This window comes from Oceanicaulis sp. (assembly GCF_051859625.1).
GTDB lineage: Bacteria > Pseudomonadota > Alphaproteobacteria > Caulobacterales > Maricaulaceae > Oceanicaulis.
The window spans coordinates 244,856-271,572 of record NZ_JBHYFH010000003.1 but is presented as its reverse complement, the minus strand read 5'-3'; the positions used below and the strand labels follow the sequence as shown (position 1 = coordinate 271,572).

27 protein-coding genes are annotated in these 26,717 nt (G+C 62.9%); 8 read left to right on the top strand and 19 right to left on the bottom strand.

All coding sequences use genetic code 11. The features are described 5' to 3' along the window. Positions 1-85 precede the first annotated feature (85 nt). Both ACTIGF_RS14535 and ACTIGF_RS14530 read right to left on the bottom strand, forming a co-directional pair. On the bottom strand, positions 86-412 hold the full coding sequence (locus ACTIGF_RS14535; RefSeq protein WP_439637555.1) for a flagellar basal body rod C-terminal domain-containing protein: 327 nt from the start codon (positions 410-412) through the stop codon (positions 86-88). Positions 413-466: 54 nt separating this feature from the next. After that, a complete protein-coding gene (locus tag ACTIGF_RS14530) occupies positions 467-1,612 on the bottom strand; it encodes a helix-turn-helix domain-containing protein (RefSeq protein ID WP_439637554.1) in 1,146 nt (381 codons plus the stop codon). Positions 1,613-1,713: 101 nt separating this feature from the next. Here ACTIGF_RS14530 and ACTIGF_RS14525 point away from each other — a divergent pair, with 101 nt between their 5' ends. After that, positions 1,714-2,442 (top strand): DUF2306 domain-containing protein, encoded by a 729-nt coding sequence (locus ACTIGF_RS14525; protein WP_439637553.1) that lies wholly within the window; start codon positions 1,714-1,716, stop codon positions 2,440-2,442. A gap of 84 nt (positions 2,443-2,526) precedes the next feature. Next, positions 2,527-3,192, top strand: a complete 666-nt coding sequence (locus ACTIGF_RS14520; RefSeq protein ID WP_439637552.1) for a DUF4386 family protein — start codon at positions 2,527-2,529, stop codon at positions 3,190-3,192. A gap of 23 nt (positions 3,193-3,215) precedes the next feature. Here the strand turns inward: ACTIGF_RS14520 and ACTIGF_RS14515 are convergent, their stop codons facing one another. Then, on the bottom strand, positions 3,216-4,718 hold the full coding sequence (locus tag ACTIGF_RS14515; protein WP_160092145.1) for a UbiD family decarboxylase: 1,503 nt from the start codon (positions 4,716-4,718) through the stop codon (positions 3,216-3,218). Between the two features lie 222 nt (positions 4,719-4,940). On the opposite strand from ACTIGF_RS14515, the gene ACTIGF_RS14510 reads away from it, so the two are divergent. Then, positions 4,941-6,086, top strand: a complete 1,146-nt coding sequence (locus ACTIGF_RS14510; protein WP_439637551.1) for a PepSY-associated TM helix domain-containing protein — start codon at positions 4,941-4,943, stop codon at positions 6,084-6,086. 52 nt (positions 6,087-6,138) lie between these two features. After that, entirely contained in the window at positions 6,139-6,405 is a 267-nt protein-coding gene (locus ACTIGF_RS14505; protein WP_439637550.1) for a hypothetical protein, read from the top strand. Here the strand turns inward: ACTIGF_RS14505 and ACTIGF_RS14500 are convergent. From ACTIGF_RS14500 to ACTIGF_RS14465, 8 genes are all read right to left on the bottom strand, one after another. Next, positions 6,402-7,055 carry a hypothetical protein gene (locus ACTIGF_RS14500; RefSeq protein ID WP_439637549.1) on the bottom strand — a complete coding sequence of 218 codons (654 nt, stop codon included), beginning with the start codon at positions 7,053-7,055 and terminating at the stop codon, positions 6,402-6,404. The two genes, ACTIGF_RS14505 and ACTIGF_RS14500, sit on opposite strands and share 4 nt — an antisense overlap. Before the next feature lies 1 nt (position 7,056). Next, entirely contained in the window at positions 7,057-8,433 is a 1,377-nt protein-coding gene (locus ACTIGF_RS14495) for a serine hydrolase domain-containing protein (protein ID WP_439637548.1), read from the bottom strand. Between the two features lie 195 nt (positions 8,434-8,628). Further along, a complete protein-coding gene (locus ACTIGF_RS14490; protein WP_439637547.1) occupies positions 8,629-8,934 on the bottom strand; it encodes a GNAT family N-acetyltransferase in 306 nt (101 codons plus the stop codon). Positions 8,935-9,024: 90 nt separating this feature from the next. Beyond that, positions 9,025-9,765 (bottom strand): HAD family hydrolase, encoded by a 741-nt coding sequence (locus ACTIGF_RS14485; RefSeq protein WP_439637546.1) that lies wholly within the window; start codon positions 9,763-9,765, stop codon positions 9,025-9,027. Continuing rightward, positions 9,762-10,676 carry an aminotransferase class IV gene (locus ACTIGF_RS14480; protein ID WP_439637545.1) on the bottom strand — a complete coding sequence of 305 codons (915 nt, stop codon included), beginning with the start codon at positions 10,674-10,676 and terminating at the stop codon, positions 9,762-9,764. Before ACTIGF_RS14480 ends, ACTIGF_RS14485 begins: the two co-directional genes overlap by 4 nt. A gap of 5 nt (positions 10,677-10,681) precedes the next feature. Next, entirely contained in the window at positions 10,682-11,458 is a 777-nt protein-coding gene (locus ACTIGF_RS14475; protein ID WP_439637544.1) for an enoyl-CoA hydratase, read from the bottom strand. Positions 11,459-11,484: 26 nt separating this feature from the next. Next, positions 11,485-12,543: a strictosidine synthase family protein gene (locus ACTIGF_RS14470; RefSeq protein WP_439637543.1), complete on the bottom strand. Its 1,059-nt coding sequence runs from the start codon at positions 12,541-12,543 to the stop codon at positions 11,485-11,487. A gap of 88 nt (positions 12,544-12,631) precedes the next feature. Continuing rightward, on the bottom strand, positions 12,632-13,069 hold the full coding sequence (locus tag ACTIGF_RS14465; protein ID WP_439637542.1) for a MarR family winged helix-turn-helix transcriptional regulator: 438 nt from the start codon (positions 13,067-13,069) through the stop codon (positions 12,632-12,634). Between the two features lie 147 nt (positions 13,070-13,216). Between ACTIGF_RS14465 and ACTIGF_RS14460 the strand changes: the two genes are divergently transcribed. Then, entirely contained in the window at positions 13,217-14,005 is a 789-nt protein-coding gene (locus ACTIGF_RS14460) for a glucose 1-dehydrogenase (protein ID WP_439637541.1), read from the top strand. On the opposite strand, the gene ACTIGF_RS14455 is transcribed toward ACTIGF_RS14460, so the two are convergent. From ACTIGF_RS14455 to ACTIGF_RS14435, 5 genes are all read right to left on the bottom strand, one after another. Beyond that, positions 14,002-14,739, bottom strand: coding sequence for a class I SAM-dependent methyltransferase (locus tag ACTIGF_RS14455; protein WP_439637540.1), 738 nt, complete (start codon positions 14,737-14,739; stop codon positions 14,002-14,004). The two genes, ACTIGF_RS14460 and ACTIGF_RS14455, sit on opposite strands and share 4 nt — an antisense overlap. After that, positions 14,675-15,256 carry a beta-class carbonic anhydrase gene (locus tag ACTIGF_RS14450; protein ID WP_439637539.1) on the bottom strand — a complete coding sequence of 194 codons (582 nt, stop codon included), beginning with the start codon at positions 15,254-15,256 and terminating at the stop codon, positions 14,675-14,677. Before ACTIGF_RS14450 ends, ACTIGF_RS14455 begins: the two co-directional genes overlap by 65 nt. 26 nt (positions 15,257-15,282) lie before the next feature. Next, complete coding sequence (msrB, locus tag ACTIGF_RS14445) at positions 15,283-15,825, bottom strand: peptide-methionine (R)-S-oxide reductase MsrB (protein ID WP_439637538.1); 543 nt, start codon at positions 15,823-15,825, stop codon at positions 15,283-15,285. A gap of 88 nt (positions 15,826-15,913) precedes the next feature. Then, the gene (ubiA, locus tag ACTIGF_RS14440) at positions 15,914-16,840 is read right to left on the bottom strand and encodes a 4-hydroxybenzoate octaprenyltransferase (RefSeq protein WP_439637537.1); all 927 of its coding nucleotides are present in this window, start codon (positions 16,838-16,840) and stop codon (positions 15,914-15,916) included. An 88-nt stretch (positions 16,841-16,928) separates the two neighbouring features. Next, positions 16,929-18,293, bottom strand: a complete 1,365-nt coding sequence (locus tag ACTIGF_RS14435) for an NAD-dependent succinate-semialdehyde dehydrogenase (protein WP_439637536.1) — start codon at positions 18,291-18,293, stop codon at positions 16,929-16,931. Positions 18,294-18,397: 104 nt separating this feature from the next. Here ACTIGF_RS14435 and ACTIGF_RS14430 point away from each other — a divergent pair, with 104 nt between their 5' ends. Beyond that, positions 18,398-19,162 carry a 16S rRNA (uracil(1498)-N(3))-methyltransferase gene (locus ACTIGF_RS14430; protein WP_439637535.1) on the top strand — a complete coding sequence of 255 codons (765 nt, stop codon included), beginning with the start codon at positions 18,398-18,400 and terminating at the stop codon, positions 19,160-19,162. A 119-nt stretch (positions 19,163-19,281) separates the two neighbouring features. Beyond that, positions 19,282-20,655 (top strand): glutamate--cysteine ligase, encoded by a 1,374-nt coding sequence (locus ACTIGF_RS14425; RefSeq protein ID WP_439637534.1) that lies wholly within the window; start codon positions 19,282-19,284, stop codon positions 20,653-20,655. Positions 20,656-20,683: 28 nt separating this feature from the next. Here ACTIGF_RS14425 and ACTIGF_RS14420 read toward each other — a convergent pair whose 3' ends face one another. Further along, positions 20,684-21,064: a hypothetical protein gene (locus ACTIGF_RS14420; protein ID WP_439637533.1), complete on the bottom strand. Its 381-nt coding sequence runs from the start codon at positions 21,062-21,064 to the stop codon at positions 20,684-20,686. A gap of 483 nt (positions 21,065-21,547) precedes the next feature. Here ACTIGF_RS14420 and ACTIGF_RS14415 point away from each other — a divergent pair, with 483 nt between their 5' ends. Further along, positions 21,548-23,428 carry a peptide MFS transporter gene (locus ACTIGF_RS14415; protein WP_439637532.1) on the top strand — a complete coding sequence of 627 codons (1,881 nt, stop codon included), beginning with the start codon at positions 21,548-21,550 and terminating at the stop codon, positions 23,426-23,428. A gap of 54 nt (positions 23,429-23,482) precedes the next feature. Here ACTIGF_RS14415 and ACTIGF_RS14410 read toward each other — a convergent pair whose 3' ends face one another. Together ACTIGF_RS14410 and ACTIGF_RS14405 are read right to left on the bottom strand one after the other, a co-directional pair. Further along, entirely contained in the window at positions 23,483-24,409 is a 927-nt protein-coding gene (locus tag ACTIGF_RS14410) for a retropepsin-like aspartic protease (RefSeq protein WP_439637531.1), read from the bottom strand. A gap of 111 nt (positions 24,410-24,520) precedes the next feature. Then, a complete protein-coding gene (locus ACTIGF_RS14405; protein WP_439637530.1) occupies positions 24,521-26,614 on the bottom strand; it encodes a TonB-dependent receptor plug domain-containing protein in 2,094 nt (697 codons plus the stop codon). Positions 26,615-26,717: the final 103 nt, after the last annotated feature.

The window sequence follows — 26,717 nt, the reverse complement described above, 5'->3', positions numbered from 1 at the left end:
GACACAGCCATTTCAGGAACACTAGATGTGAAGCCTTAACGGCTTCCTTTTCATCGGTGCAATTGCTGTGGTCTGGACGAGCGGATTACGCTTTCGCGTCCAGCAACTTACCGATCATCTCGTCGGCCGTGCGGATGACGCTGACGGCGGCGGAGGCCTGGGTTTCAGCTTTGATCATATCGACCATCGCGGTGACATAGTCATCGTCAAAAGAAGAAACGCGCCCGCCGGGTCCGGCGGGTGGTGGGGGGGCGTCGGATCGCCCGGCAGGCGCGTTAGGAGCTGAAGCGCTTTGGGTCAGCGCGGCAGGGATAGTCGATGGGCGAACGCGGTTGACCATGCCTGCCGCAGCATCCAGCCGCGCTGTGGCGGCTTGGAAGGCTTGTACGCCGGATGAGAAAACCGAGTTCATGATCAAACCATGCGCTCAACATCCGGAAATTGCACGCGGAACTGGTAATGTGAGTTACCGGGGCGTTAAGCGGGTGCGCGCGTTCTGTTTCTGATAGTCTTTAGGGGTCAGCCCGGTTTCACGTTTGAACGCCTTGTAGAAGGTGGAGCGTGAATTGAAGCCGACATCGAGGGCGATGGTCAGGACCGAGGCTTCTTTGGCCAGCAATAAGGGCTGGGCCGCTTGAACGCGCCATCGCGCCACATAATCAAAAAATGTCGTACCCAGATGCCCGTTCAGGGTTTGGGAGACATGATTGTGGGGTGCGGCCACATGCTTGGCCAGTTTTTGTAGCGACAGCGTGGGGTCCAGATAGAGCGCCTCGGCTCGCATGGCCGTTTCGAGCTTGCGGGCGATGAGTTCAGTGCGTTCGGATGATAACGCCGAGCGGGCGTACTTGTCAGGCTCCGGGGGAAGTGCAGGCGGGATGTCTTGGGCGGGCATTTGTCCGGTGGCGAAGACCACAAGCATCAGCACGGCCAGGCCGACAGTGAAAACAATCCCTTCAGCCGGCACGATCAAACCAGGCCCCAGATTGTCACTGATCACTGAGAGGCCTGAGAGGCCCCAGCTGATGACGAGCATGAGGATGAACCCATCCATCCAGCGCAGCTCGAACGCTTCGGTATTGGAAAAGAGGGCTTTGAGCCGGGCCCGGTAGCGCGACAGGTGTTTCACGATCACGGCCAGGTAAATCAGGGACGTCACGGCCCAGATCAGAATGAGCGCAAAGGTTGTCAGCGCGAGCAGGGCCGGGAACCAGCCCGCTGGCAGATCGCCTTCGATCAGCAGGGTTCGCCGGACCGGCCCGGGCAGGGCCCAGTAGCCGATCATGACAATCACGCCGATGAACGGGAGCCCCAGATGCCGACGCCGCCAGGGCCTGTGGTCGATGGCGTCAATCCGCTCTGTGACATACCGGAAAAGACAGGCCGGCAAGAGCATGAGACAGGGCAAGAGCGCGGGCAGGTACAGATCATACACGGGTCTGGCGAAACGCGCGATCAGCGGCAGTGCGGCCAGACCCAGAAACAATCCGAACACGACGATCAGCGTATGGCGACCGGGCGCCGGTGCAGACCCGCGCAAGGTCATGACTACGCCGGTCAGGGAAATGCCGACCAGTACGGAAGAGATCACGAGCAGTGCGTCAGTTTGCATGGCTTGGGTCTAGTTCAGCGCATTGCCCCGTTCAATCGCTATCCCTGCCTGATTGTGTCCTCGCCCTCACGCGCGGACGACGTTTGGCCGTCTCGCCTCCTATGCCGATGAGACATATGCGCGGCGTTCGCGCGGACACGTCATGGAAGTGCGGGATGATGACTGAGCCTGATCTGTTGGGGACCGCCCATTTTGGAGTGGGATGTGTGGCCGTGTTGGCTGGGCTGGCGGCCTTGTCATCTCGCAAAGGGCAGGTCTGGCACCGTGCCTCGGGGGCCATATTTGTGATCGCCATGCTGATCCTGGCGCTCAGCGGTCTCTGGCTCAGTCTGGCGCGAGACATTCTGTTCACGGTGTTTCTGTCGGGCATAGCGGGACATGCCGTCTTGACCAGTTGGGCTGCGGCCCGACGACAGGCCTGGCTCTCGATCTTTCTGGCGCGATGGTCCGGCCTTGTTTCAGGCGGGCTGTGTCTGGGGGCTGTGTCGGGCGGGCTGATTGCCGCGTCTTCCCCAGAGGGAATGCTCAATGACCTCCCCCCGGCAGCCTTCTACCTGCTTGCGGGGGTGAGTTTCGGGCTGTTCGTGCTGGATCTGTTTTATGCCCGACACACGACGCCGCAGCGCGTGAGCTGGCTCAGTCGTCATCTCTGGCGGATGGGTTTCGCCTTCTTCCTGGCCACAGGGATCTTTTTCTTTGGCAATAACCATGTGCTGCCCGAAGCGCTTCGCACTCCGCTTGTTCTGTCTGTCCCGGTTCTGACCGTGATCGGTTGGACCCTGGTCTTCGGGGTGAAAGTCAGACTCGAAGCCGGTGGAATGCAGCGCTGATGTCCACGCCGTCACGCGGACACACATGGCAAGCCTCAACGGGCTAGACCGAGTTCAAACTGACTTTGAAGGAAGGGAAGACGGATGTTTCAACGTCTCGGTGGAGTGGCCGCAATCGCGGCGGGCCTGACCTACGTGATCGGGTTCTGGGTCTATTTCAGCATATTGGGGCCGGTTCAGTATGGCAGCCTGTCCGTGCCTGCGGAGCAGCATGTGGGGTTCCTGGTTGAAAATGCGACTCTGATGTCAGCCTGGAATCTGGTGATCTATGTGCTCAACGCCGTGCTCATGGTGGTGTTGGTCATCGCCGTGCATCAACGGGTGAAAGCGGCTGCGAATGGATTGGTGCAAACCGCGACGGCGTTCGGACTGATCTGGGCGGGATTGATCCTGGCCACGGGCATGTTGACCAATGTGGCCACCAGCCAGATCGTCCAGCTTGCCGAAACCGATATGGCCGCCGCCGCATCCTTGTGGCGGAGCACGGTCGTGGTGGCGGCCGGACTGGGCGGCGGGAATGAGATCACCGGCGGGATGTGGATCGTTCTGCTGAGCCTGGCCGGTTTTCAGTCCCGGACCCTCCCCATGCCGGTCAATCTGTTGGGACTCGTGGTGGGCGGCGCGGGCATTGTGTCCACAATCCCCGTGCTCTCGGACGCCGCCATGATTTTCGGTCTGGGCTTTATTGCGTGGTTCTTTGTGGTGGGTGTGGCGCTGATGGTGATGAAACCGGAACCGGCGACGGCCTAAGCTGTTGCACCGGGCGCTGGGGCCTAGTCCAGCCCCAGCTCGCTCCACATCGCGTCCACGCGATCAATCACATCCTGCTCCATATAGAGCTTCTCGCCCCATTCGCGGTTGGTCTCGCCCGGCCATTTATTGGTGGCGTCGAGACCGATCTTCGAGCCGAGGCCTGACACCGGCGAGGCGAAGTCGAGATAGTCGATGGGGGTGTTCTCGATCGGGGTGATGTCGCGCACCGGGTCCATGCGGGTGGAGATCGCCCACATCACATCCTTCCAGTCGCGCGCATTGATGTCGTCATCCACGACGATCACCCATTTGGTGTACATAAACTGGCGCAGATAGGACCACGCGCCCATCATCACCCGCTTGGCGTGGCCCGAATAGGCTTTCTTCATCGAGATGACGGCGATGCGGTAGCTGCAGCCTTCGGGCGGCAGCCAGAAATCGACGATCTCGGGGAATTGCTGGCGCACCAGCGGGATGAACACCTCGTTCAGCGCCTCCCCCAGCACGGACGGCTCGTCCGGCGGACGGCCGGTGAAAGTGGTCAGATAGATCGGGTCCTTGCGCATGGTGATGGCGCTGATCTTGAAGACCGGGAATTTCTCGACCGAGTTGTAATAGCCGGTGTGATCGCCATATGGGCCTTCATCCTCGTACTCGTCCAGCATCACATGGCCTTCGAGCACGATCTCGGCCTCGGCGGGCACTTTCAGCGGCACGGTCTTGCAGTCCACCAGCTCGGCTTTCTGACCGCGCAGCAGCCCTGCGAACTGGTATTCGCTCAGCGTGTCTGGCACGGGCGTGACGGCGGCGAGGATGGTGCCGGGATCGGCGCCCAGCACGCAGGCCACGGGCAGGGGCTCGGGCTTTTCGTTCTTCCAGCGCTGGAAATGCTGGGCGCCGCCGCGATGCTTGAGCCAGCGCATGATCGCGCGGTCCTTGCCCAGCTTCTGCATCCGGTAGATGCCGAGGTTGAAGTCGTCCTGCTTGTCGTCGGACGGGCCCTTGGTCACCACGAGCGGCCAGGTGATCAGCGGATCGGGCTCGCCCGGCCAGCAGCCCTGGATCGGCAGGCGATCAAGATCAATATCCTCGCCTTGCAGCACGACTTCCTGGCACGGCGCCTTGCGCACATTGGCGGGGCGCATGCTCATCACGGTCTTGGCCAGCGGCAGCATGCCAAGCGCATCTTTGAGGCCGCGCGGCGGTTCGGGCTGACGCAGGAAGGCCAAGAGCTCGCCCACTTCGCGCAGGTCAGACGCCGTCTTGCGCGGCTCGCCGCCCAGGGTCACCGCGCGGGCGACGCGGCCCACCGTGCCGAACAGGTTGGCGAGCGCCGGCATTTCGCTGGGGCGGCCGTCTTCATGCACCGGATTTTCAAACAGGACCGCCGGACCGCCGGTTTTCAGAAGCCGGGTCTGGATCTCGGTCATTTCCAGATGGGTGGAGACCGGGCGGGAGACGCGCTTGAGCTCACCCTCCGCTTCCAGCAAAGCGATGAAGTCGCGCAGAGATTTGTACGCCATCCGGCCCTCCTGTCAGATGGAGTGCAAACTAGGCCCGCCCGGCAGGCGGGCCAAGCGCGAAGCTGCGTTGTGCAGCGAGGCATGAGAGATAACTTGCCCAATTTTGCAATTAATTCTTATAAGCGCGGCTGGGCGGGCGGCCGCTGCGCGGCGGACTGACGCACCACGACAGATGAGGATGACGGCGGGCGTAGCACTCCCATCGACACACCGGGGAACAGCATGAAAATCCGTAGCATCATCTTCTGGCTCCATCTGATCGTGGGCATGAGCCTGGGCATGTTCATCCTGCTCATGTCGGTGACGGGCGTGCTGCTGACCTATGAGCGTCAGATGATCCGCATGGCGCAGAACAGCGCCATCACTGCGCCCGCCGACGCCGAACCGCTCAGCTATCAGGGCTTGGCGGACGCGGCGATTGCGGCGGGCGGCGCGCCGGGGCATGTGATGACAGTTCCGAACGGTCGCGAGGGCGCGGTCAGCGTCTCGGCGGGGCGTCGCAACAGCTTTCTGATGAACCCTTATACGGGCGAGCGCCTGGACGGGGCGGGCGAGGGCGCGACCGCCTTCTTCCGCCGGGTGATGTATATCCACCGCTGGCTGGCCTTTACCGGAGGCCGCAATGAGGTGGGCGCCCAGATCAATGGCGTGTCCAACCTGTTCTTCACCCTGCTCTGCCTGACGGGGATGTATCTGTGGCTGCCGAAACTCTGGCGCTGGGCGTTTTTGAAGCCGCGCCTGACGCTGATGGCGCGTCACCCCAACGCCAAGGCGCGCCATTTCAACTGGCACCATGCGCTGGGCCTGTGGTTCGCACTGCCGCTGGTCGCGATCACACTGACGGGCGCGGTGTTCTCCTATGGCTGGGCGGGGGACTTTGTGAGCTGGGTCTTTGGCGGCGCGCAAGGACAAGGCGGGCAGCAGGCTGAGGTCGTTGCGGAAGAGCCTGAGCGTCTCACCGGCCAGACTGTCTCACTCGATGCGCTGGTCGCTGCGGTGCAGGCCCAGTCCGGACGCGAAGGGCGTCGGGTGCAGATCACCTTGCCTGAAGCAGACGCCGCCAAAGTTCTTGTTGCGATAGATTCGGGCAATGGCGTCGAGCCGGGCGCGATCCGAAGTTTCGAGGTCGCACGGGACGGGCAGGCGATTGAGCGCCTTGACCCGCGCGCGGACATGCCGCTGGCGCGCAAGGCGCGGATTTTCATCCGCTTCCTGCATACGGGCGAGGTGTTCGGCCTGATCGGCCAGACGATCGCCGGGATCGCTTCCGCGGTGGCGGTGCTGCTGGTCTATACCGGCTTGTGCCTGGGCAGCTCGCGCCTGTGGATGCTGTATCAGAAGCGCCGTCGCAAGCGCGCGGCGGGCTGAAGCTCAGCTTAAGACACTTGCAACCTTTCGGGCGCCTGCGCATTTGTGATGCATGAGGTTCGTATATCAAACACTGGGGTTCTTGCTGATCGCGCTCGGCCTCCCGCTCTTCTGGACGCCTTTGCCGTTCGGGCTGGTGCTGATCGCCATCGGCGCCGCGCTGGTCCTGTCCAATTCAGACAGCGCGCGGAACCATGTGCGCGGCTGGCGCGAGCGCCATCCCAAATTCAACGCCTTCATGGTTCAGGCCGAACGGGTGACGCCCCACCCGTTCGACCGCATCCTTCAACGCACCGAGATCAACGAACCCTCAACCTAATCGGCGGTGCTGGAGCGGAAAATTTCTTCGCCGTTGCGGGTGCTGATCAGATAATTCGGGCCATCGCCCCACTGAATCTGTAGCTCATCCAACGGGATGCTGGGGATGGGACCCTCGACCCAGGTCTGGGTCTGTTCGTGCGTCCAGAAATCAAGACGGCAGAACAGGTAAGAGCCTTCGGAACTATAGGCGACAACGGTATAGCGGTTTGCATCTGAAAGCGGGAAGGCGTGGGCAAACCCGTACTCGCCGCAATTGATGCGCGTCGAGCGCCACTCGCCTTCGTCCCTGCTGATCATGACCGCGTTCTGAGAGAGATCCCGACGGATGCCGGCCAGGGCGGCATCGCCCTTGCGCATCACCCAGAATTCACCGCGATCAAAAGCGCCCTGAGAGGCGCGGATCGCGAGATTGGACCCGACAAGACTATCCTCGCCCCGATGCCGGACGAACAGATCGCCATTGTTCCAGGACATCCCGCATAACCGACTGTCTGTACCCAGAGGGGCGATCGCCGCGCCATAATAGGCGCACGGATACTGGTCGACGGTTTGCTCTTCCCGAGCTTCGGCGCCCTGAAAGTCCCCGGACTCCACATACGCTTGATGAAAGGTCACGCTGAGAAGCGCTGCCAGCGCCAGTGTAGACATTTTATGGTTCTCCCTCGATGTCCGTGGTGTTGATCATTGGCGCGGGTTCCTGCTTCGCCGCGATCACCGCACGCGCGAAGTCCGGCGCGCCGCCATCGCTGCCCAAAGTCGCTCCCATGCGCAGAATGATCAGATCTTCGGACGGGATCACGAAGGTCCATTGCTGCTGGAAGCCCCGCATCACCACGGTGTCAGAGGGCAGTCCGGGAATGTTCAGCCAGAAGCCCGCGCCATATTGCTCGTCGGAGGTGACGGTGGGCGTGCCCACATAGGACAGCCAGTTGGGCGGGATGATCTGTTGCTCGCCCACGCGTCCATTATTGAGATAAAGCTCGCCCATGCGCGCCCAGTCGCGGGCGCTGGCGTACATATAGCTCGACCATTGCAGGGTGCCGGACTGATCAGGCTCCAGCACGGAATGGTTCATCCCCAGCGGTTCAAACAGCCAGTCGCGCAGCGTCGTGATTTCATCCACCACCGTCTCGCCCATCTGCGTCTCCATGGCGGAGCCGGCGAGGATGGTGTTGCCGCTTTGATAATCCCAGTACTCGCCCGGCGGGTGCAGGACATTGCGGTTGGCGGCGTAGTGCGCCATGTCCGGGGCTGTGAACAGCATTTCCGAATTGGGATCGGTGCCGTCATTGGTCTCGAACCCGTCCAGACCGCCGCTCATGCGCAACATGTCGTCGATGGTGATCTCAGGGCGTCCGACCTCCACAAGCGCGGGAATGGCGCCCTCGGCGCGGATATCGAGAAGTCCGCGTTGCACCAGCACGCCGGCGAAGGTGGCGGCGGTGGATTTGGTCATCGACCAGCCGTGCAGCGGCGTGGTTTCGTTCACGCCCTCCGCATAGCGCTCGGCCACCAGATGACCGTCATGGATGACCAGCGCCGCCAGCGTATTGCGACCGTCATCGGTGAAAACCTGATCGAGGGCCGCGTTCAGAGCCTCTGCATCAAACTGCGCATCGCGCCAATCGGCGTCGAGCGACATCGGGTCGGGACCGTTTGCAAGCGGCAGGCTGGCGTTGGCGTCAAAGGCGTCAAAATCATGCACCAGCGTGCAGCCGATCCCGTCGCGATAGACCGCCGTCTGTTTGAAGAACAGACCCAGCACCGAGCTGGTCACGCGCGCTTCGTCGCGGTCCAGCTCGACCGAGATCAGTGATCCGGCGCCGCCCAGAAGCGGATTGATATAAAGATCCGCCGCCCGGTCCGGGGCCAGGCCAGAGACAAAGGTCAGCGAACAGGTTTGCTTGGCGGTGATCCCCGTGCCGGACGGCAGATAGACCCGGCCCAGCGTGGACTGACTGACATACAGCCAGCCGCCCACCACAAGTGCGGCGATCAGGGCGATCACCCAGACAAGACGGCGCATTGAAAACCCTCCCTTTTTTTCAGAGGGTCCGCGCGCTTCAGGGCAGGGTCAAGCGGCTTGTGAGGAAATATATTCGGTGAAATCGTTCACTAACTAAATTTAAACAAGTAGGGGGCTAGATTGAAATCATAATCTCCCCTGTGAGCACTCACTAGATCGGGCGGACCTGTGGTCCGCCCGTTTTTCTATGTGTTTTCAGGATTTTGTGATGGGCTCCAGCACATCGTGCCAGTCCGGGGTCTTGTTGATCTGGGCCTTGGCGAACGGGCAGAGCGGGATGATCTGAACGCTGCGAGCGCGGGCGTCTTCCACCGCGCGTTGAACCAGCGCCTTTCCCACGCCCATGCCGCGCCACTCATCGGGCACGCCGGTATGATCAATGATGATCATGTGATCATTGGCGATGGAATAGGTCAGCTCGGCGTCGGGCTTGCCCGCGGCCGTGGCCACATAGCGGCCCTTGGATGGGGAACGTTCTTCGGTAATCGTGAAGTCGGTCATGATCAGCCTCGGTCCTTGCGTTTCAAGGAACCCTAAGCCAGAGGCTGTCATGCGTCTGTGTCGAACTTGGAAAGGCAGGCTTTCCAGACTTCAGCCCGCGCTCAGCTTCCGAGCCTTGAGATGCTGATAGGCGGGCGCACAGTCTGCGACGACCTCGGACAGATGCTCTGGCAGGTCGTGCGGGCTCGAGCGGGGGGCTTCAAAACCGGTGGAGGCTTCAACGCGCGCATACCAGTACGGCGCCCAGGGGCCGTCGGTCGCTCGCCGGCCGGGCGGCCAGCTCAGCATGGCGTCGGTATAGGCGATGTCCACGGCGTCGCAGACCGCTTCGAGCATGCCGGCGGGGTTCACCAGCACGTCCGCGCCCTCGATCACAGGCCAGGCGCGCCCGGTCAGATCGCAAATCTCGTCATACAGGCGCGCCTGCCGGATCGCGCCCAGATCTTCGGCGCAGGCGCGCTTCATGGTGGCGTGATAACTGGCGGCGACTTCGGCGGGATCGCGAATAAGAAAGATATGGCGGCAGGCTTGGGTCCAGCTCAGATCCAGCCCGTCCAGCATGTGCTGGCACATATGCTTCTGGAAGAACTCAGCCTGGCCCTGCGGCGCGGGCCCGGCGCAGGCGCGGGCGATCTCTTCCGGGTCGGTCGGCCAGGCTGCGAGCGTCGGCTCCCGGCCCGGATGATCAAGCCCGGTCTGTTTGAGATAATAGCCGTAGAACGGCTCATCCCAGACGGCGCAGTTCCCGCGCGCCTCAAAGCTGCGCATGGTGGCGGTGGAGATGTTGCGCGGCCCCGACCACAGGCACAGGCGAACGGGCGCGTCGGTCATTCCGCGCTCTCTCGGGTGATCTTTTGCAGATAGAGCTGCTGTAGGCGCTCCACCATCGGGCCGCGTCCCTCGCACAGAAGCCGACCGTCCACGGTGGAGACCGGCGCGACGCCCGCAAAGGTGCCCGTGACGAACGCCTCGTCGGCGCCATAGACCTGCGTCAGGGAGAAATTCTTCTCAAAGACGGGAATGCCCGCCTCCTTGCAGATCTCGATCACCACGCCGCGGGTGATCCCGTCCAAGCAGTAATCGCCGCTCGAGGTCCAGACCTCGCCCTTGCGGACGATGAAGAAATGGGTGGAGTTGCAGGTCGCCACAAAGCCGTGCGGGTCCAGCATCAGCGCTTCATCCGCGCCCGCTTTTGCGGCCTGGATGCAGGCGGTGATGCAATTGAGCTTGGAATGCGAGTTCAGCTTGGGGTCCTGCACATCGGGATAGCCGCGGCGCACATGGACGGTGAACAGGTTGAGGCCCTTGGTGGCGGTTTCGGGCTTGGGCGTCTTCCACTCGGGAATGATCACCACGGTGGCGGGGGTGATGGTGACGCGGGGGTCCTGATACGGCGTCGCCTTGATCCCGCGGGTCACCATGAGGCGGATATGCACGCCGTCCCCGCTCATCTCATTGGCCTTGAGCGTGTCGTATAGCGCTTGCGTCAGAGCCTGAGGGCTGAGGCCGATCTCCATGTCGATCGCTTTCGCGCCTTCATAGAGCCGGTCGAGATGCCTCTGGAGAAAAGCGATCTTGCCCTCATGGACCCGCAGGCCTTCCCAGACGCCATCCCCCAGAATGAAGCCGGAATCAAAGACGGAGACCTTGGCGTCCTCGCGCGCGAACAGCTCTCCATTGATCCAGATCCGGATGGCGGCGTTCCTGGGATCATCGACGTATTCGTGGCTGCCCTTGGCCATCTCGCCTATCCGAACTTTGAGAAGTCTGGCGCCCGGCGCTCCATGAAGGCCGTCACGGCTTCCTTGAACTCATCGGTGCGCAATTGCTCGGCGAACAGGCCGCCCTCGCGAACGATGCGGTCCTTGATGTCCTCGGGCGGCAGGTTGATCAGCATTTTGGCGGTTTTCACCGCGCCCGGCGCCAGCTGGGTGATCTGCTGGGCGATGTCCATCACCGCCGCGTCAAAGCCGTCCGTAGGAAGGACTGCGTTGATCAGGTTTTTCGCTTCGGCCTTCTTGGCGTCCCATTTCGCGCCCAGCAGCAGCATTTCGCTGGCCACGGCCCGACCGACAATGCCGGGCAGGATCTGGGAGGAGCCATATTCCGGCGCCAGCGCCAGATTGACGAAGGGCGTGGTGAACAGCGCCCGCTCGGTGGCGTAAACGAGATCACAGTGCAGCAACAGCGTCGTGCCGATTCCGACCGCCAACCCGTCCACCGCGGCGATGACAGGTTTCTCGCACATCATCAGCGCCATCATGAAGCGCTCGACGGGCGGGGTTTCGCCGCCGCCGATATGGGGCGGGGCTTCCATGAAATCCATCAGGTCGTTGCCGGCGGAGAAACAGCCTTCGCAGCCTGCGATGACCACGACGCGAATGTCAGAGCGGGTGTTGGCCTCTTCAAGGCCGTCCGCCATCGCGGCGTACATGGCGCGCGTGATGGCGTTCTTCTTGTCAGCGCGGTCAAAGCGCAGGGTGCGAACGCCATTCGCGTCGCTCACACGGATCAGGTCGGTCATTACGCCATCCTTGGAATCTTGAGGTCTTAGTTGGCCATATAGGGGCAGACGAGGACGTGGGAATCAAACACCGCCCCCAGCAAAAGCTGATCGCCGACACGGGTCGCCACGGAGGTTGAATCGATCGCCTCGCCAGAATCCGCGAACACCGTGGTCCAGTCTCCCGTCTCCGGATCGACGCGAACCGCCTGGGACGGGGCGTTCGCCTCTGGGTCTTTCTGATGCGCCAGGAAATCAAAGATGCTGACATTGCCCGCGATATAGAGCGCGCCGTCCGAACCGACCTCGATATTATCAAGGCCCAGCGGAACGGGATGCCGCGCCATGCGTGTCAGCTCGGCTGTGTCTGCATCCCGGTCAAAGACATGAACCGTGCGCCCGATAAAGCCCGAGGCGTACAGCTCCGAGCCGTCGGCGTTGATGTTGATCCCGTTGGCGTAGGCGAGGCCTTCGGCGACGATGCGGCCCTCCTGGCCGTCATAATAGCTGATCGAACCCAGCGGCAAGCCCAGGAACGCTTCGAGATAACCCATCGGCGTGTCGCCGAAATAGACGTCATTGGTGGCGTAGAACTGCTCTGGTCCGACCCCGACAATGTCATTGGGCGAGCGCAGGGCGTCATGGCTGACGGTCTGAAGGTGAGACAGCGCGCCATCCTCGGCCACGTCATAGATCAGCACCTGATGGCCGCTATAGGGGTGGCTGATCACGAACAGGCGGGCGAGGGGCTCGCCGCTCTCGCTCTCCCCACGCCACAGGCTGATGCCGTGAGGGCGGAAGTCGGCGGGCGCATCAATGGAGACCAGCCGCACGCTCTCGGGGTCTGCAGGGTCAAACACGTAGATGCCGTTACGCGGATGCATCTCGCCGGAGCGGCGCTCGGCTGCGGACACGAAGGCCAGCCCGCTCACAGCGTCATAGGTCACGTCTTCAGTGCCCGGCGCGATCTCGACCGGCGTGCAGGCGGCGTTGTCGGTGTACTCAGGATGGCTCAGCGCCCCGCTGGCGCGGGTGACCACATAGCCGATGCGCACTAGGCCCAACACCAGGGCGACGCCCAGAATCCCCAAAATCAATCGAAACATGTCCCGTCCTCCCCAACTCATCTTTTCTGGGAAGGAAGGCTACGCCGCAGCGTGAACGTCGTCCAGAAATTGAACGCGGGCGGTTTGATTATTCGTCGCGATCAATCGCCAGCCGGGTCAGGGCGTCATAGACCACAGCCGCGTCGTGCTCGCCCAGCTTGTCGTCAAGCTCGGTGTTGAATCCGCGCAAGACCTGGTCAGCACGTTCGGCCGCGCGACGGCCTGCCTCGGTCAGATCCACGAGGGCGCCGCGCTTATCGCTGGAATCCTTGCGTTTGATCACCAGCCCGGCGGCCTCCATCCGGTTGATCAGGCCCGTCACCGCGGGCGCGCCAAGCGCCAGCATGTCGCCGATGGAGCCCAGGCGTCGTTCGCCGCGCCTTAACAGCAAGAACAGGACGGCGGATTGGCTGGCGCTGACATTGGCTTCCGCGCGCAACCGCGCATCCGCTTCCCGGCTCAGACGCCGGGCGGCGATTTCGATCAGCAAGAAGAGTCGCCGGTCAACGGCGCGAACGCGGGCCATGCCGAAGTGTTGCCGCGATTCATTCGGGTGTGAAAGACTTTCCCGGCTTCTGGTCAGGGACAGAGCCTGAAAAATAAAGCAAAACCCTCTTCCCTCCGCCCGCCTTTGCTGCTTGCTTAAGCGCTTATTGAATGAAGGAGCGCGATCATGACGTCCGTCACCCAACTCTTTGACCTCACCGGCAAGACCGCCGTCGTCACAGGCGGCACGCGCGGCATTGGCGAGATGATCGCCACCGGCCTGCTCCAGCAAGGCGCGCGGGTGTTCATCACCTCGCGCAAGCCTGATGCGGTGAAAGCCGCTCAGGAGCGGCTATCGGAGTTTGGCGAGGTTCACGCCATCCCCTCTGACCTGTCGACCAATGAAGGCGGGCAGGCCTTCGCCAAATGGCTGTCTGAGCAGACGGACGCCATCGACATTCTGGTCAACAACGCCGGGGCGACCTGGGGCGCGGCGCTGGAAGAGTTTCCCGAAGACGGCTGGGACCGGGTGATGGATCTGAACGTCAAATCCATCTTCTTCCTGACCCAGGCTTTGCTGCCCCAGCTTCAGGCGGCGTCAAAAGCGGCGGGCCGGGGCCGGATCATCAATATCGGCTCCATCGAGGGGCTCGCCGTGCCGATGATGGAAGACACCTACGCCTATCCCGCCAGCAAGGCGGCGGTGCACCATCTGACCAAGGTGATGGCGCGGCGTCTGGCGCGCGACAAGATCACCGTGAACGCCATCGCGCCGGGGCCGTTTGAAAGCAAGATGACCGCGTTCGCCTTGGGTAATCCTGAAGGCCGCGACGCTGTCGCCGCGCATATTCCGCTGGGCCGGATCGGGGCGCCGGATGACATGATCGGCCTGTCCGCGTTTCTGGCGTCGCCGGCGTCTGATTATGTGACCGGGCAGATCATTGCGCTCGACGGCGGGTACGCCAATCTGCGCTAGTCCATTTCGGGCAGGCCGCGGGGCTCGGCGTGAAAGCGCCAGACCCGCGCCGCGCCCACATCCTGGTCTTCCAGATCGCCCGCTTTCGGCGCCTCGAACCGGGCCATGACGCTCAGCTTGTCCTTCGGCAGATAGGCGCGGCCCGGATCACCGATCAGCACGGTCGCGCCCCGGTCATGCAGGCTTTCAAGCCAGTCCGTGATCGCGGCGCCCGCGTCGGTCTCGTAAAACACATCGCCCGCCAGAACCACGTCCCAGCCATCGTCACAGCCCACCAGATCGGCGTGCAGCACCTGCATGTCGGCGTCATTGAGACGAGCATTGGCGCGGGCGGCGTGAACCGCGAAGGTGTCAATCTCGGTCCCGGTCACAAGGTCCGCCCCGGCCTTGGCGGCTGCGATCCCGGCGACGCCGCATCCACAGGCGAAGTCCAGAACGCGCTTGTCGCGCACCAGCGTGGGTTGCTCCATCACCAGCCGCGCCAGCGCCTGCCCGCCGCCCCAGGCGAACGCCCAGAAGGGCGAGGGCAGGCCCCGGGCGATCAAGGCCTCTTCCTCCTGCCGCCACAGATCGCTCGCCGGATCGGCAAGATGAAAGCGTAGCTCAGGCGTCAGCGGCGCGGAGCCGATGCGGGTGTGGTCGCGCAGGACGAGGTCGGGCGTTAGCGGTTCAGCGGGCTTTGCCGATGGCGCTGGCGGCCTGGATTTCGGTGAGCTTTCCGGTGTCGACATCATACATGAAGCCGTAAATCGGAATGCGGCCCGGCACCAGCGGGTGATCGCGCACGCGTTTCACATCATCGGTGACGGCGTCGGCAGCGTCCTTGAAGGTCAGCCAGTCCACATCCTTGCCGGCGTCAGAGCCGTCTGTTCCGCCCGGATCACTCCAGCCGTCCGGTCCGGGCGTCGCGGTGTTCAGGCTGGAGGCCAGCAGACGCTCCATGGTCTCTTGATCAAACAAGGCCATGCCGCAATCGGTGTGGTGGATCACGAAGAACTCTTTCGTGCCCAGAAGCTTGTGGGAAATCACCAGGGACCGGATCGCGTCGTCGCTGGCGCGGCCGCCCGCATTGCGGATCACATGCACATCGCCCAGCTCGTATCCCAGGGCTTCGGCCGGGATGATGCGCGCGTCCATGCAGGTCAGGATCGCGGCCTGCTTGGCGGGCGGGATGGGTTTGCCGCCGCGATCAAACCCCGCAGCGTACTCGGCGTTGGCGCGTGTCACGTGGGTGTAATTGTCGTCGCTCATCGTCAGATCCTTTCAGGGCAATTCGGTCAGGCGCTGTCAGGTCGCGGCACGAAGTTCAGGGCGACGCCGTTATTACACCAGCGCTGGCGCGTCGGGCGGGGGCCGTCGTTAAAGACATGGCCCTGATGACCTTCGCAGCGGGCGCAATGATACTCTGTGCGCGGCGTCCACAAACGATAATCGTTCTTTGTCGCCACCGCGCCGCGGATCGGCGCCCAGAAGCTGGGCCAGCCGGTGCCGCTTTCATACTTGGCTTCAGACGAGAACAGCGGCAGGGCGCAGCCGGCGCAGACATAGATGCCGTCGCGATGCTCGCGGTTGAGCGGGCTGGTTCCAGCGCGTTCGGTGCCTTCCTGGCGCAGCACGCGGAATTGTTCGCCATTCAGGCGCTCAAGCCATTGATCGCGGCTGAGGTTCATGAAGTCGATATCCGTCGCGCCCCAGGGCGTGATGCCCGGATGGTCAAACAGCGCGACCTCCAGCCCGTCCTGATCGCTCTGCCCGAAAGCGGGGCTGGCGACGGCGGCGAGGCCGGTGGCGAGAAACAGGCGGCGGCTGAGCGTGGTCATGATGAGGCCTCCTCTTGGCGTCACCTCACACAGTTATGCCGGATCCGCCGCATGGCCAGTCACATGCTGGTGAAGCCCGCGTGTTCGCTCACAGAGCGCCCAGCAGAAAGGCGCCTGCCAGCAGCAGGCCGGTGATCTGGTTCGCCTTGAAGCGCCGTAGGCATTCGCGCCCGTCTTCAGGGTCGAGCTTGCGGGTCTGAAGCAGCAGGTGCGCGGCGAAGACGGCGAAGGCGGGCGCGAACATCAGCCCGGCGCCCGCGACCAGCCCGGCCAGCGCGGCCAGCGCCGCCGCCAGAAGATAAAACACCAGGACGCCGAAGCTGATCTGGCCGCCGAGCGCGCGGGCGGAGGATTTCACGCCGACCATGGCGTCGTCCTCCATATCCTGACAGGCGTAGATGGTGTCATAACCCAGCGTCCAGAACAGGTTCGCCGCGTACAGAAGCAGGATTTCCGGCGCGAAAGGCGTGCCCAGCGCCGCTGCGCCCGCCACCGGAACGCCCCAGTTGAAGGTCAGACCCAGCCAGGCCTGCGGCCACCAGGTGATGCGCTTCATGAAGGGATAGCCCGCCACCAGCGCCAGCGCGCCGAGCCCGGTGAGGATTGCGGGCAGGGGCAGCTGGATCAGCACCAGAAGACCCACAAGGCATTGCGCGATCAGAAAGGCCCAGGCCTGTTTCAGGCTGACCGTGCCGGCCGCCAGCGGACGATCGGCGGTGCGGGCGACTTTCGCGTCGATATCGCGGTCGATGATGTCGTTATAGGTGCATCCGGCGCCGCGCATCGCAATAGCGCCGACGCCGAACAGGATCGCCCAGTACAGATCAAGCCAGTCCAGGCCTGAGCTGATGCTGGCGATCGCCAGACCCTGCCAGCATGGAATCGCCAGCAGCCAGAAGCCCACAGGCCGGTCATAGCGCGCCAGCCGCAGATAGGGGCGGAGAGAAGACGGCGCGTGATCCACCCAGGAGGTGGGCACGGAGTCAGCGACGCGGCGATCAGGGGCGATGGTCATCGTGCATCGATAGCGCGCCGCGCGCCGGTTCGAAAGAGCCCGATGGTCGCAAGGCGGGCAGATTTTCCACCCGCCCCGCGCGCAGGCTCTAGTCGAGTCCTGTGATGGCGATGGTCTTGGGGTTGGTGAAGGCGAGAAGCCCGTCGCGCGCCAGTTCGCGGCCATAGCCGGACTTTTTCACGCCGCCAAAAGGCAGACGCGGGTCGGACGCCACCATCTGGTTCACATAGGTCGACCCCGCCTCCAGATCGGTGCAGGCGGTTTCGATCTCGGATTTGTCTTTCGACCAGAAGGACGAGCCGAGGCCATAGGGGTGAGTGTTGGCGATGGCGATGGCGTGATCCACATCCTCGGCCTTGAACATCAGGGCCACGGGCGCAAAGATTTCAGAGTCATGGCCCGGCGTGCCGCGCGGAATGTCCGCCAGAACGCCCGGCGTGAGAAAGGCGTGATCCTTGCGCTCGGAGGCGAGCAGCACCTTCGCGCCGCCATCAATCGTCTGCCGGACCAGGTCAAAGACCTCATCGGCGGCGTCAGCACTTGAGAGCGGGCCGATATCGGTGCTGTCGTCCATCGGGTCGCCGATTTTCAGCGCCTTCATGGATTGCACGAATTTGGCGGTGAATTCCTCATAGACGTCCTGGTGGATGATGAAGCGCTTGGCCGCGATGCAGGACTGGCCATTGTTTTGGGTGCGCGCGGTGACGGCGGTCTCCACCGCCTTGTCGAGATCGGCGCTGGGCATGACGATGAAGGCGTCAGAGCCCCCAAGCTCCATGACTGACGGCTTGATCGCCTTGCCCGCCAGCGAGGCGACGGCGGAGCCCGCGCCTTCAGAGCCGGTCAGGGTGACGCCGCGAATGCGATCATCGGTGATGATGGTTTCGGTCTTGTCCGACCCGATCAGCAGGGTCTGGAACGCGCCTTCGGGAAAGCCCGCCTTGTCCAGCACTTCGGCGATCTTCAGCGCGCTGCCCGGCACGGCGGAGGCGTGCTTCAAGAGTCCGGGATTGCCAACGGCGAGATTGGGCGCGGCGAACCGGAAGACCTGCCAGAACGGAAAATTCCACGGCATCACGGCGAAGACCGGCCCGATGGGCAGGTGATGAAGGCTGCAATCGCCTTTTTCGGGCGCCTTGATCGGATCGGGCTTCAGCATGTCCGGCGCTTCATCGGCGTAATACCGGCACACCCAGGCGCATTTCTCGACCTCTGCGCGGGCCTGCTTGATCGGTTTGCCCATTTCGCGCGTCATCAGTTCGGCGATGGCGTCGCGCTGGTCGTCCAGGATGTCTGCGGCGCGCCGCAAGGCGTCGAGCCGGGCGTCCATGCCCATGGCCTTGAGCTTTTGCACGGCGTTCACCGCACGGGTCAGCGCGGCTTCAATGGCGGCCTGTCCATGCGTTTCCGCTTCAAAGACGGTGTCGCCGGTATAGGGATTGATGGACTTCATGGCGGGCTCCTTTGGCCGGGGCGGTTTCAAGGGCGGTTGATGGACGCGAGGGGACGCGCAAGACAGAGGTTGAACGTGGGCGCCGGACCGCTAGAACGCAATTCATGAGTGTCGAACCACGTCTTTTTGTCGATGCGCCGCTGACCGACGGCGCCCTTCTGGACCTTGATCGGGACCAGGCCCACTATCTCGTCAACGTCATGCGCCGCAAACCGGGCGATGGCGTGCGGCTGTTCAATGGCCGCGACGGCGAGTGGCGCGCCGAAGTTGCAAGCGCTGACAGGAAACGCGCCAGCCTGCAAATCGTTCAACAGCGCCGCAGCCAGAGCGCGGCGCCGGACATGGCGCTGTTCTTCGCGCCGGTGAAAAAGGCGCGCACCGATTTCATCGTCGAGAAAGCGACCGAACTGGGCGTGTCTTCGATCACGCCGGTGATCACCCAACGCACCCAGTCAGAGCGGGTGCGCACCGACCGGCTGCAGGCGCTGGCGCGCGAAGCGGCCGAGCAGACCGAGCGACTGGACATCCCGCAGATTTCAGAGCCCGTGAGCCTCAGCCAGATGCTCAGGGACTGGGAGCCGGACCGCACCTTGATGTTCGCCGATGAAAGCGGGGACAGCCAGACCGAGCCCTGGGGCGGCGAGCATGGCCGGGCCTTGCCGATTCACACGGCGTTGTCGGGGCGGGAGCGCGGCGGCAAATGGGCGCTCGTGACCGGGCCTGAAGGCGGGTTTTCCATCGAGGAACGCACGCTGTTGCACGCTCAACCCTCCGTGCTGCCGGTCAGCCTGGGGCCGCGCATTCTGCGCGCCGACACCGCCGTCGCTGCGGCCTTGTCCGTCTGGCAATCCATGCTCGGCGATTGGTGAAACCGCTTCGGCGCCCTCACACGCTTGTGACCGAAAACCCGTTTCCCTGCTTGCCGTAGGGAGATCGGCCCCCTAACTGTGCGGCACACTGATTTGCCTTGGCGGGGAGACCACCACCCATGAGCGGCACCTATAACGCAGGCGGCGAAGGCCCCCGGATCGAGACCAAATCCCAGCTCATCGGCCATATCGCCGCGGGCGAAAAGCCTGAAGATCAATGGCGCATCGGCACCGAGCATGAAAAGTTCGGCTTCGCGCTGAAAGACCATGCCCCGCTGCCTTATGAGAGCGACGGCCCCAGCGTGCGCAAGCTGCTGGAAGGCCTGACGCGCTTTGGCTGGGAGACGGTCGAGGAGAACGGCAAGCCGGTGGCGCTCAAGCGCGACGGCGGGTCCATCACCCTCGAGCCGGGCGGACAGTTCGAGCTGTCGGGCGCGCCGCTTGAAACCCTGCACGAGACCTGCCGCGAGGTGAACGGGCATTTGCGCGAAGTGCGCGAAGTGGCCGACGAAGTGGGCGCGGGCTTTCTGGGCCTTGGCTTCTCGCCGAAATGGTCTCTGGAAGAGACCCCGATGATGCCCAAGGACCGCTACAACATCATGAAAGCCTACATGCCCAAAGTGGGCACGATGGGCCATCAGATGATGTTCCGCTCCTGCACGGTGCAGACCAATCTCGATTTCAGCTCCGAAGCGGACATGGTCAAGAAGATGCGCGTCTCGCTGGCGCTGCAGCCTATCGCCACCGCATTGTTCGCCAATTCGCCCTTCGGCGACGGCAAGCCCAACGGCTTTCTCAGCTATCGCGCCCATGTGTGGACCGATACGGACAATAACCGCACCGGCATGCTGCCCTTCGCCTTCGAAGAGGGCTTTGGCTACGAGCAATATGTGGATTGGGCGCTCGATGCGCCGATGTATTTCGTCAAGCGCAACTCGGTCTATCAGGACGCGTCGGGCCTCAGCTTCCGCGATTTCCTGAAAGGCGAGCTGCCGATCCTGCCCGGCGAGTTGCCGGTGATTTCAGACTGGGAAGATCATCTGTCGACGCTGTTTCCCGAAGTGCGCCTGAAAACCTTCCTTGAACAGCGCGGCGCCGACGGCGGGCCGTGGAACCGCCTCTGCGCGCTGCCCGCCTTCTGGGTGGGGTTGCTCTATGATCAGAGCGCGCTCGACGCCGCCTGGGATCTGGTGAAGGACTGGACCGCGGACGAGCGTGACGCCATGCGCCTGGGCGCGGCGAAGACCGCGCTGAAAACCCCGTTCCGCAACACCACCTTGCAAGACATCGCCCAGCAAGCGCTCGCCATCTCCCGCGCCGGCCTGAAAGCGCGCCAGCGCCTGAACGCCCATGGCGAGAACGAAGCGCTGTTCCTCGATGATCTCGACGAGATCGCCAAAACCGGGATCAGCCCCGCCGAACGCCTTCTCGAGCGCTATCACACCGCCTGGGGCGAAAGCGTCGAGCCGATCTTTGACGAGGCGGCGTATTAGGGGCTGAGCCGGGCGGCAGGTGTCTTGGTTACTTGAACTCCGGCTCGGCTTCGATCACGTCGCCCAGTTCGTATCTTATTGACAGCTTCGTGCCTGACAGGATGATCCTGAGACCATCAAGCTCGACATGCAGACTGTTTTTATCGGTCCGGAGGTTCGGAGAGCCAAGGATGAGTTCGCCATCCTGGTCGAAAATGGGGGTCGCGTGACCGGTAATTTCGACCCGCTCTATGCCTGAAATAATGATTTGACCAGAAAGCCATATGCGTCGGCCCTCTCTTTCGAGACGGTTATGGTCCACCCATTCGCCGTTCATAGAGAACTGTGTGGCGCCAAGTTCCACCCCGGTCACGAAGCTGTCCTCAAGCCATAGATCGTGGTTCAGGTGTGCAAGTTGTGCGTCAATCATGAAGATAGCATAGGCAATTCTGCGCGCAGACACATATGTTTCTTATCGCCTTTTCCGGTTTGTTACCCCGGACGCGCAGCGATCCGGGATCGACCGGAACCACTCTGTTTTGATCATAGAGACGCCTGCAGTGGATCCCGGATCAAGTCCGGGATGACGAAGTTTGTTCTAACCTGTCTCAGACTGTCATTCACCGGTTTAGCCGGTGAATCCATGCCGTGATCTGTGATCGAACCACCCGGCATGGGTCCCCCGGACAAGCCGGGGGATGACATGTATTGTGAGATCGAGCGCCAACCTCTTCCCTCCACCCTCAGGGAGGCAAGAGTTCGCCCCCCAATACCCCCACTGCCGCAAGGCCCTTGCGACTCCGCGTCTCGCGTGGTGTTTTGCGCGGTAGTATTTTCTTCATGAAGTTGATCACGGCCCTTTATTCACTGGCGCATGAGGGGCGTCGGGCCGTGATGGGGAGGACCTCAGCACATGAATATCGTCGTTCTGGCGGGGATCGTGATCACGATCGCCACCGCCATTCCGGTCTTTCTGGAAATGCGAAAGCATCCCAAGGGCCTGCACATTCTCTTCTTCGCCGAGATGTGGGAGCGGTTTTCCTATTACGGGATGCGCGGCCTGCTGATCTTCTACCTCACCCAGCACTTCCTGTTTAACGACAGCCTCGCCAGCGCCCAGTACGGCGCCTACACCGCGCTCGTCTATCTGCTGCCGCTTCTGGGCGGGTATCTGGCCGACCGGTATCTTGGCAACCGCAAGGCGATCGCCTTCGGCGCGCTGCTGCTGGTGGCCGGTCACGCCACCATGGGCATTGAAGGCGAGCCCGCGACCCAACAGCTGAGCTATCAGGGCCAGCAATACGAGCTGGTGGCCGAAGGCCGCGGCTCCATGCGTGAAGTCGGGCTGGACGTGGATGGCGAGCTCTATCAGTTCACCGCCAATTCCGAGGGTGATTTCCTGATCGCGGATCTGCCGGCGTCGGCCTCGATCCCGTCGGTTCTGCCTCAGGGCGAGTTCGAGATTCTGGAAGCCGAGCGTGATCGCACCTTCCTGAACATCTTCTACTTCGCGCTGGCGCTGATCATTGTGGGCGTGGGCTTTCTGAAGGCCAACATCTCCTCCATCGTCGGCCAGCTCTATGAAGAGAACGATCCGCGCCGCGATGGCGGGTTCACCCTTTACTATTACGGCATCAATCTGGGCTCGTTCTGGGCGGCCATTCTGTGCGGCCTGCTGGGTGAGACTGTGGGCTGGTGGGCCGGCTTCGGCCTGGCCGGCATCGGCATGGCGCTGGGCTTTGTCGTGTTCGTCCGCGGCCGCGCCCTGTTCTTCCTGCCGGGCAAGAACCTGATCGATCATGTGGGCAATCCGCCGAGCCGCGAAAAACTCAAAGCCAAGGCGTTCGGCCCGCTCAACACCGAATGGCTGCTCTATGGCGTCGGTCTGGTCACCGTGGTCGTGGTCTGGTTCATGGTTCAGGCGCACACGATCCGCTTCACCCTGCCGGGCATGGGCGAACAGGATTTGCTGGCGCTCTTCTTGCTGATCGGCGGCCTGGGCTTCCTGGGCTACATGTGCGTCTACATGGTCAAGAATTGCACCAAGGTGGAGGCGCAACGCCTGATCCTGGCGCTGATCCTGATCCTGGTCTCGGTCGTGTTCTGGGCGCTCTTTGAGCAGGCGGGCTCCTCCATGAACCTGTTCGCGGCGCGCAACACCGATCTGTCAGTGGGCCCGTTCGAGATCACCGCATCGCAGACGCAGTCGTTCAACGCCGGCTTCATCTTGCTGTTCGCACCGGCGTTCGCAGCCCTGTGGGCGTTCCTCGCCAAGCTACAGAAGAACCCCAATACCCCGCTGAAATTCGGCCTCGCGCTGGTTCAGGTGGGTCTGGGCTTCATGGTGCTGGTCTGGGGCGTTCAGTTCGCAGGCGATGATTATCGCGTGCCGCTGATCTTCCTCGCCGGCGCGTATCTGCTGCACACCACCGGCGAGCTGTGCCTGAGCCCCGTGGGTCTGTCGGCCATCACCAAGCTCAGCCCGGCGGCGGTCGTGTCCACCATGATGGCGGGCTGGTTCCTGTCCTCGGCGTTCGCGCAGTATGTGGCGGGGATCATCGCCACCTTCACCGCCACCGACACCGTGGCGGGTCAGGTGCTGGACCCTGAACGGGCGCTCAACGGCTATGCCTCCGTGTTCGGTTCGATCGGTCTGTTCGCGATCATTCTCGGCGTTGTGTTCGGCGTGCTCAGCTTCTGGCTGAAAGGGCTGGGCCATGGCCGTGCGGAAGACCAGATCAGCGCCAAGGCGGAAGCCGCCGGCCCGGATCAGGACGCTCGCGACCTGCTGTAAGCGCAAGTCCTTGCGCCAAGAGAAAAGCCCCGGAGCCTGGCTCCGGGGCTTTTTTTAATGGCTCAGCTGGGCGCGCCGCCCGCCGCGGCAGCGCCAGCGCTCGGGCCCTGGGTCAATCTGGGCCTGGCCGGTCTGGAAATCGATGGTCAGGCTGGTGCTTTGCAACAGGTCGAGCCCGACGATCATGGCGGGTTGGTCGTCCCAGCCCATGGCGTGGAACACGTCCAGATCCGCTTCGCTCACCGCCATGCTTCGCAGACAAACACCGCCCATGCGGAACCGGCTGAGCACGACCCTGTCTTCTGTCTCGACGACTTCAGGAATACGCGACACGCTGCCGACATTCACGATGCTCAGCGGCCTGCGTTGCTTGAGCTGACGCGCCAGAGCCGGATTGACGAGCGTGACGGGCGAGCCTGTGTCGATCAGCACAGCAATATCATCGTCGACCCGGCGCGCTTGCGCCGCGCCGACAAGCACGTGGCGCACCGGATCAATCCGCGCGTCCGCATGGCGGGGCGGGGCGCTGTCCACCTCCATCAGCGCGCGCGGATAGTCGAGCGTGATGGCGCGGCCGGTAAAGGCGTTGCTGCCCAGAAGGCCGAACAGCTCCAGCTGAAGCTCGGGCGCGGTGGGGGTGACCACCGTGTCGATCTCACCCAGGGGCAGAGACCCCAGACTCAGGTCGACCAGAACATGGCGTTCGGCCTGAACCTCCGCCGTCAGGGTCTGAACCGCGTCCAGCCGCTCGCGCGTGCTGATGAAGCCATGGGCTTCTGCCAGTGTCTGGGCGATGGCGGTGTGACTGGCTCCGGTGTCGGGCGCGAACGGATAGGGCCCGTCAGGCCCGATAAAAACCGGCGCGACGAAATAGCCTGACAGGGTGCGCTCAAGCTCAATAATTGTGGGTTCAGCGTAGGCGCTGGCGGCGAGTCCCAAGGACAGCGCCGCCGCTGTGAACGCCTCTATGACGCGGCTCATGACGACCTCCTCCCAGCAGGTTCGCCCGATCGCACGCATCGCCCGGCGTTTCGCCCTGCTGTTATAAGCCTATCAGATTGTCCGCCGCGCCGGGATTACAATTCAGACGCGTCAGAAGGCGCCGCGCACGCTGAGGAAGATCTGCGGGCCGTGGTCGAAATATCGTTGCTGGTGCAGGCGTTCGACACCGTCAGCACGGGACCCGTCATACAGGATGCGGTCTTGCTTGTCGGTGGTGTCGAGAATGAAGTTCGCCCCCAGACGCGTGGTCAGGCCCCACCAGCGCGTGGTCTCCACATAGACATCCAGATCGCCGGCCGGGTTCTGGATGTTGGTGAAGCGGCTGACCCGGTAGGTCGAACGGTCAGACAGGTAGAAATAGTCCCAGCCCCAGGCCATCTGGCGCTCTGGGAAGGTCTGGCGGAAATCGAAGCTCACCTCCCATTCCGCAGTGCCGGACCAGGAGCGCTCCACGCCCGTGACCGGATCATCGACATTGCTGTCATACCATTCCACGAAGCCGTCCAGGGTCGCGTTCTGAAGCCCCAACCAGCCCAGCGGGCTGGTCCATTCCAGCGTCGCACGATTGAGCGCGCCGTCGCCGATATTGCCCGGCGCGTCAAACACCTCAGTCGGGGTGATGAAGGCGATATAGTCGTCCAGATCCTGCACCCAGACGCGGCCCAGCGTCAGCGTCACCGAGGCGTCCTCGTTGAAGCGCTGCTCGAACTCCGCTTCCAGCGTCCAGTCTGTCTGGGGGCGGTAATCGGGATTGCCCACATCGACCTGATCGGAGTTGAGGTCCACCGAGCTGGCGAAATTTCCGAAATCAAGCTGGTCCACATTGCGCTCGAAACCGATGCGGATGCGGCGCTGGTCGCCGGGGCGCCAGGTGAAACTGCCGCGCGGCTTGAGATAGGTGAAGGTGCGTGACTGACCGGCGGGGCCGGATTGGGAAATTTCGCTGTATTCGTAGCGCAGGCCGCCTTCCAGGGAGACCGTGTCATTGATCACCCAGACGGCGTCGGCGAACGCTTCGCCGCGGACTTCTTCAACGCGCGTGTCGGCGACCGGCAGGGGGATTTCCTCAAAGCCTGATCCCAGGTCTTCAAACAGGGCCAGGCTGGCGTCGAGCGCATTGAACGCGGCCTCGGCGCCGAAGGTCAGCGAGTGGGCCTCCGTCAGCGTCCAGTCAAAACTCTGCCGCAGCGCGGTTTCCTCTTCGGCGTCCTGATAGAAGACCTGAACGCGCTCGATGCCGTTTGAGAACGTGTTGACGCTTTCCACTTCAGGACCGTTATCGGTGTCAGACCGGGTCAGCAGGAAGGTCGTGGTCGAGTTCAGTCCGTCCGACCAGCGATGCTCGAGCGTGGATGACAGGCCCGCTTGCCAGCTGCGCTCATCGTTTTTCTGTTCCACATAGGCGGCCGGAACCGGCGCATCATTCACGTAGTCATAGGCGAAGCCGGAAATGATCCGCCGCCAGGCGACAAACTCGGCGTTCGCATTGACGCGCACCTGGGTGTTCTCGCCCAAAGGCCCCGCATAGCTGATCGAGGGTTCGATCTCGCGATAGCGTCTTTGATCATTGTAATGCTCACGTGACAGCCGCACGCCGTCAGGACGGCTCGTTTCAACCGTGCGGTCATTGGCCGGGCCCCAGGTTTCCCAGTTCAGCCCCAGGGTCAGCTCGCCCGATCCGATAGGGCGCGTGACGGCGCTTTGGAATTCCGACGCCAGCCTGGACGAGTTATTCAGGGTCAGGGTGTGATCAAAGCTGGCGCGCGTGCCAGCGCCTTCGACCAGAATGACATTGGCGAGCTGGCTGAAGCCGCGCATTTCATATTCGGGCAGGGGTTCGCGGATCAGCTCGATGCGCACCACTTGAGCTGCTGGAATGCGTTGCAGGACCGTGCCCAGACCCAGCGTCTTGTCTGAGGGGCGCACGCCGTTGATCAGCAGATTGCCGAACGCGTCCGCCAGGCCGCGCCGGTTGGTGTCGCCGTCAGACAGGGAAAAGCCGGGCAGGCGATTGACCATGTCGCGCGCGGTCACCGGGCTAAACTCGGTGAAGAAGCTGGCCGGATAGGCGAGAATGGCGCCGTCTGCTTCACCTTCTGCGACCACAGGCTCTGGCGCGTCATCGGCCAGCGCGGGTGCGGTCATCACCAAAAGGAAAGCGAGCGGCGCCGTTCGAAAAGTCATTCTGTATCCAGCCTTGCAAATCAAAATCAGGCGCAAGCTAGAGGGCATTGCGTGAAATTTCTTATTACAAGGCGGTAAGTGACTACTTTGTAAGATGGGTTAA

Excerpts from the sequence above, each read along its gene's own strand:
- ACTIGF_RS14535 (WP_439637555.1), bottom strand. The coding sequence starts at position 412 with ATGAACTCGGTTTTCTCATCCGGCGTACAAGCCTTCCAAGCCGCCACA.
- ACTIGF_RS14530 (WP_439637554.1), bottom strand. The coding sequence starts at position 1,612 with ATGCAAACTGACGCACTGCTCGTGATCTCTTCCGTACTGGTCGGCATT.
- ACTIGF_RS14525 (WP_439637553.1), top strand. The coding sequence starts at position 1,714 with ATGCCGATGAGACATATGCGCGGCGTTCGCGCGGACACGTCATGGAAG.
- ACTIGF_RS14520 (WP_439637552.1), top strand. The coding sequence starts at position 2,527 with ATGTTTCAACGTCTCGGTGGAGTGGCCGCAATCGCGGCGGGCCTGACC.
- ACTIGF_RS14515 (WP_160092145.1), bottom strand. The coding sequence starts at position 4,718 with ATGGCGTACAAATCTCTGCGCGACTTCATCGCTTTGCTGGAAGCGGAG.
- ACTIGF_RS14510 (WP_439637551.1), top strand. The coding sequence starts at position 4,941 with ATGAAAATCCGTAGCATCATCTTCTGGCTCCATCTGATCGTGGGCATG.
- ACTIGF_RS14505 (WP_439637550.1), top strand. The coding sequence starts at position 6,139 with ATGAGGTTCGTATATCAAACACTGGGGTTCTTGCTGATCGCGCTCGGC.
- ACTIGF_RS14500 (WP_439637549.1), bottom strand. The coding sequence starts at position 7,055 with ATGTCTACACTGGCGCTGGCAGCGCTTCTCAGCGTGACCTTTCATCAA.
- ACTIGF_RS14495 (WP_439637548.1), bottom strand. The coding sequence starts at position 8,433 with ATGCGCCGTCTTGTCTGGGTGATCGCCCTGATCGCCGCACTTGTGGTG.
- ACTIGF_RS14490 (WP_439637547.1), bottom strand. The coding sequence starts at position 8,934 with ATGACCGACTTCACGATTACCGAAGAACGTTCCCCATCCAAGGGCCGC.
- ACTIGF_RS14485 (WP_439637546.1), bottom strand. The coding sequence starts at position 9,765 with ATGACCGACGCGCCCGTTCGCCTGTGCCTGTGGTCGGGGCCGCGCAAC.
- ACTIGF_RS14480 (WP_439637545.1), bottom strand. The coding sequence starts at position 10,676 with ATGGCCAAGGGCAGCCACGAATACGTCGATGATCCCAGGAACGCCGCC.
- ACTIGF_RS14475 (WP_439637544.1), bottom strand. The coding sequence starts at position 11,458 with ATGACCGACCTGATCCGTGTGAGCGACGCGAATGGCGTTCGCACCCTG.
- ACTIGF_RS14470 (WP_439637543.1), bottom strand. The coding sequence starts at position 12,543 with ATGTTTCGATTGATTTTGGGGATTCTGGGCGTCGCCCTGGTGTTGGGC.
- ACTIGF_RS14465 (WP_439637542.1), bottom strand. The coding sequence starts at position 13,069 with ATGGCCCGCGTTCGCGCCGTTGACCGGCGACTCTTCTTGCTGATCGAA.
- ACTIGF_RS14460 (WP_439637541.1), top strand. The coding sequence starts at position 13,217 with ATGACGTCCGTCACCCAACTCTTTGACCTCACCGGCAAGACCGCCGTC.
- ACTIGF_RS14455 (WP_439637540.1), bottom strand. The coding sequence starts at position 14,739 with ATGATGTCGACACCGGAAAGCTCACCGAAATCCAGGCCGCCAGCGCCA.
- ACTIGF_RS14450 (WP_439637539.1), bottom strand. The coding sequence starts at position 15,256 with ATGAGCGACGACAATTACACCCACGTGACACGCGCCAACGCCGAGTAC.
- msrB (WP_439637538.1), bottom strand. The coding sequence starts at position 15,825 with ATGACCACGCTCAGCCGCCGCCTGTTTCTCGCCACCGGCCTCGCCGCC.
- ubiA (WP_439637537.1), bottom strand. The coding sequence starts at position 16,840 with ATGACCATCGCCCCTGATCGCCGCGTCGCTGACTCCGTGCCCACCTCC.
- ACTIGF_RS14435 (WP_439637536.1), bottom strand. The coding sequence starts at position 18,293 with ATGAAGTCCATCAATCCCTATACCGGCGACACCGTCTTTGAAGCGGAA.
- ACTIGF_RS14430 (WP_439637535.1), top strand. The coding sequence starts at position 18,398 with ATGAGTGTCGAACCACGTCTTTTTGTCGATGCGCCGCTGACCGACGGC.
- ACTIGF_RS14425 (WP_439637534.1), top strand. The coding sequence starts at position 19,282 with ATGAGCGGCACCTATAACGCAGGCGGCGAAGGCCCCCGGATCGAGACC.
- ACTIGF_RS14420 (WP_439637533.1), bottom strand. The coding sequence starts at position 21,064 with ATGATTGACGCACAACTTGCACACCTGAACCACGATCTATGGCTTGAG.
- ACTIGF_RS14415 (WP_439637532.1), top strand. The coding sequence starts at position 21,548 with ATGAATATCGTCGTTCTGGCGGGGATCGTGATCACGATCGCCACCGCC.
- ACTIGF_RS14410 (WP_439637531.1), bottom strand. The coding sequence starts at position 24,409 with ATGAGCCGCGTCATAGAGGCGTTCACAGCGGCGGCGCTGTCCTTGGGA.
- ACTIGF_RS14405 (WP_439637530.1), bottom strand. The coding sequence starts at position 26,614 with ATGACTTTTCGAACGGCGCCGCTCGCTTTCCTTTTGGTGATGACCGCA.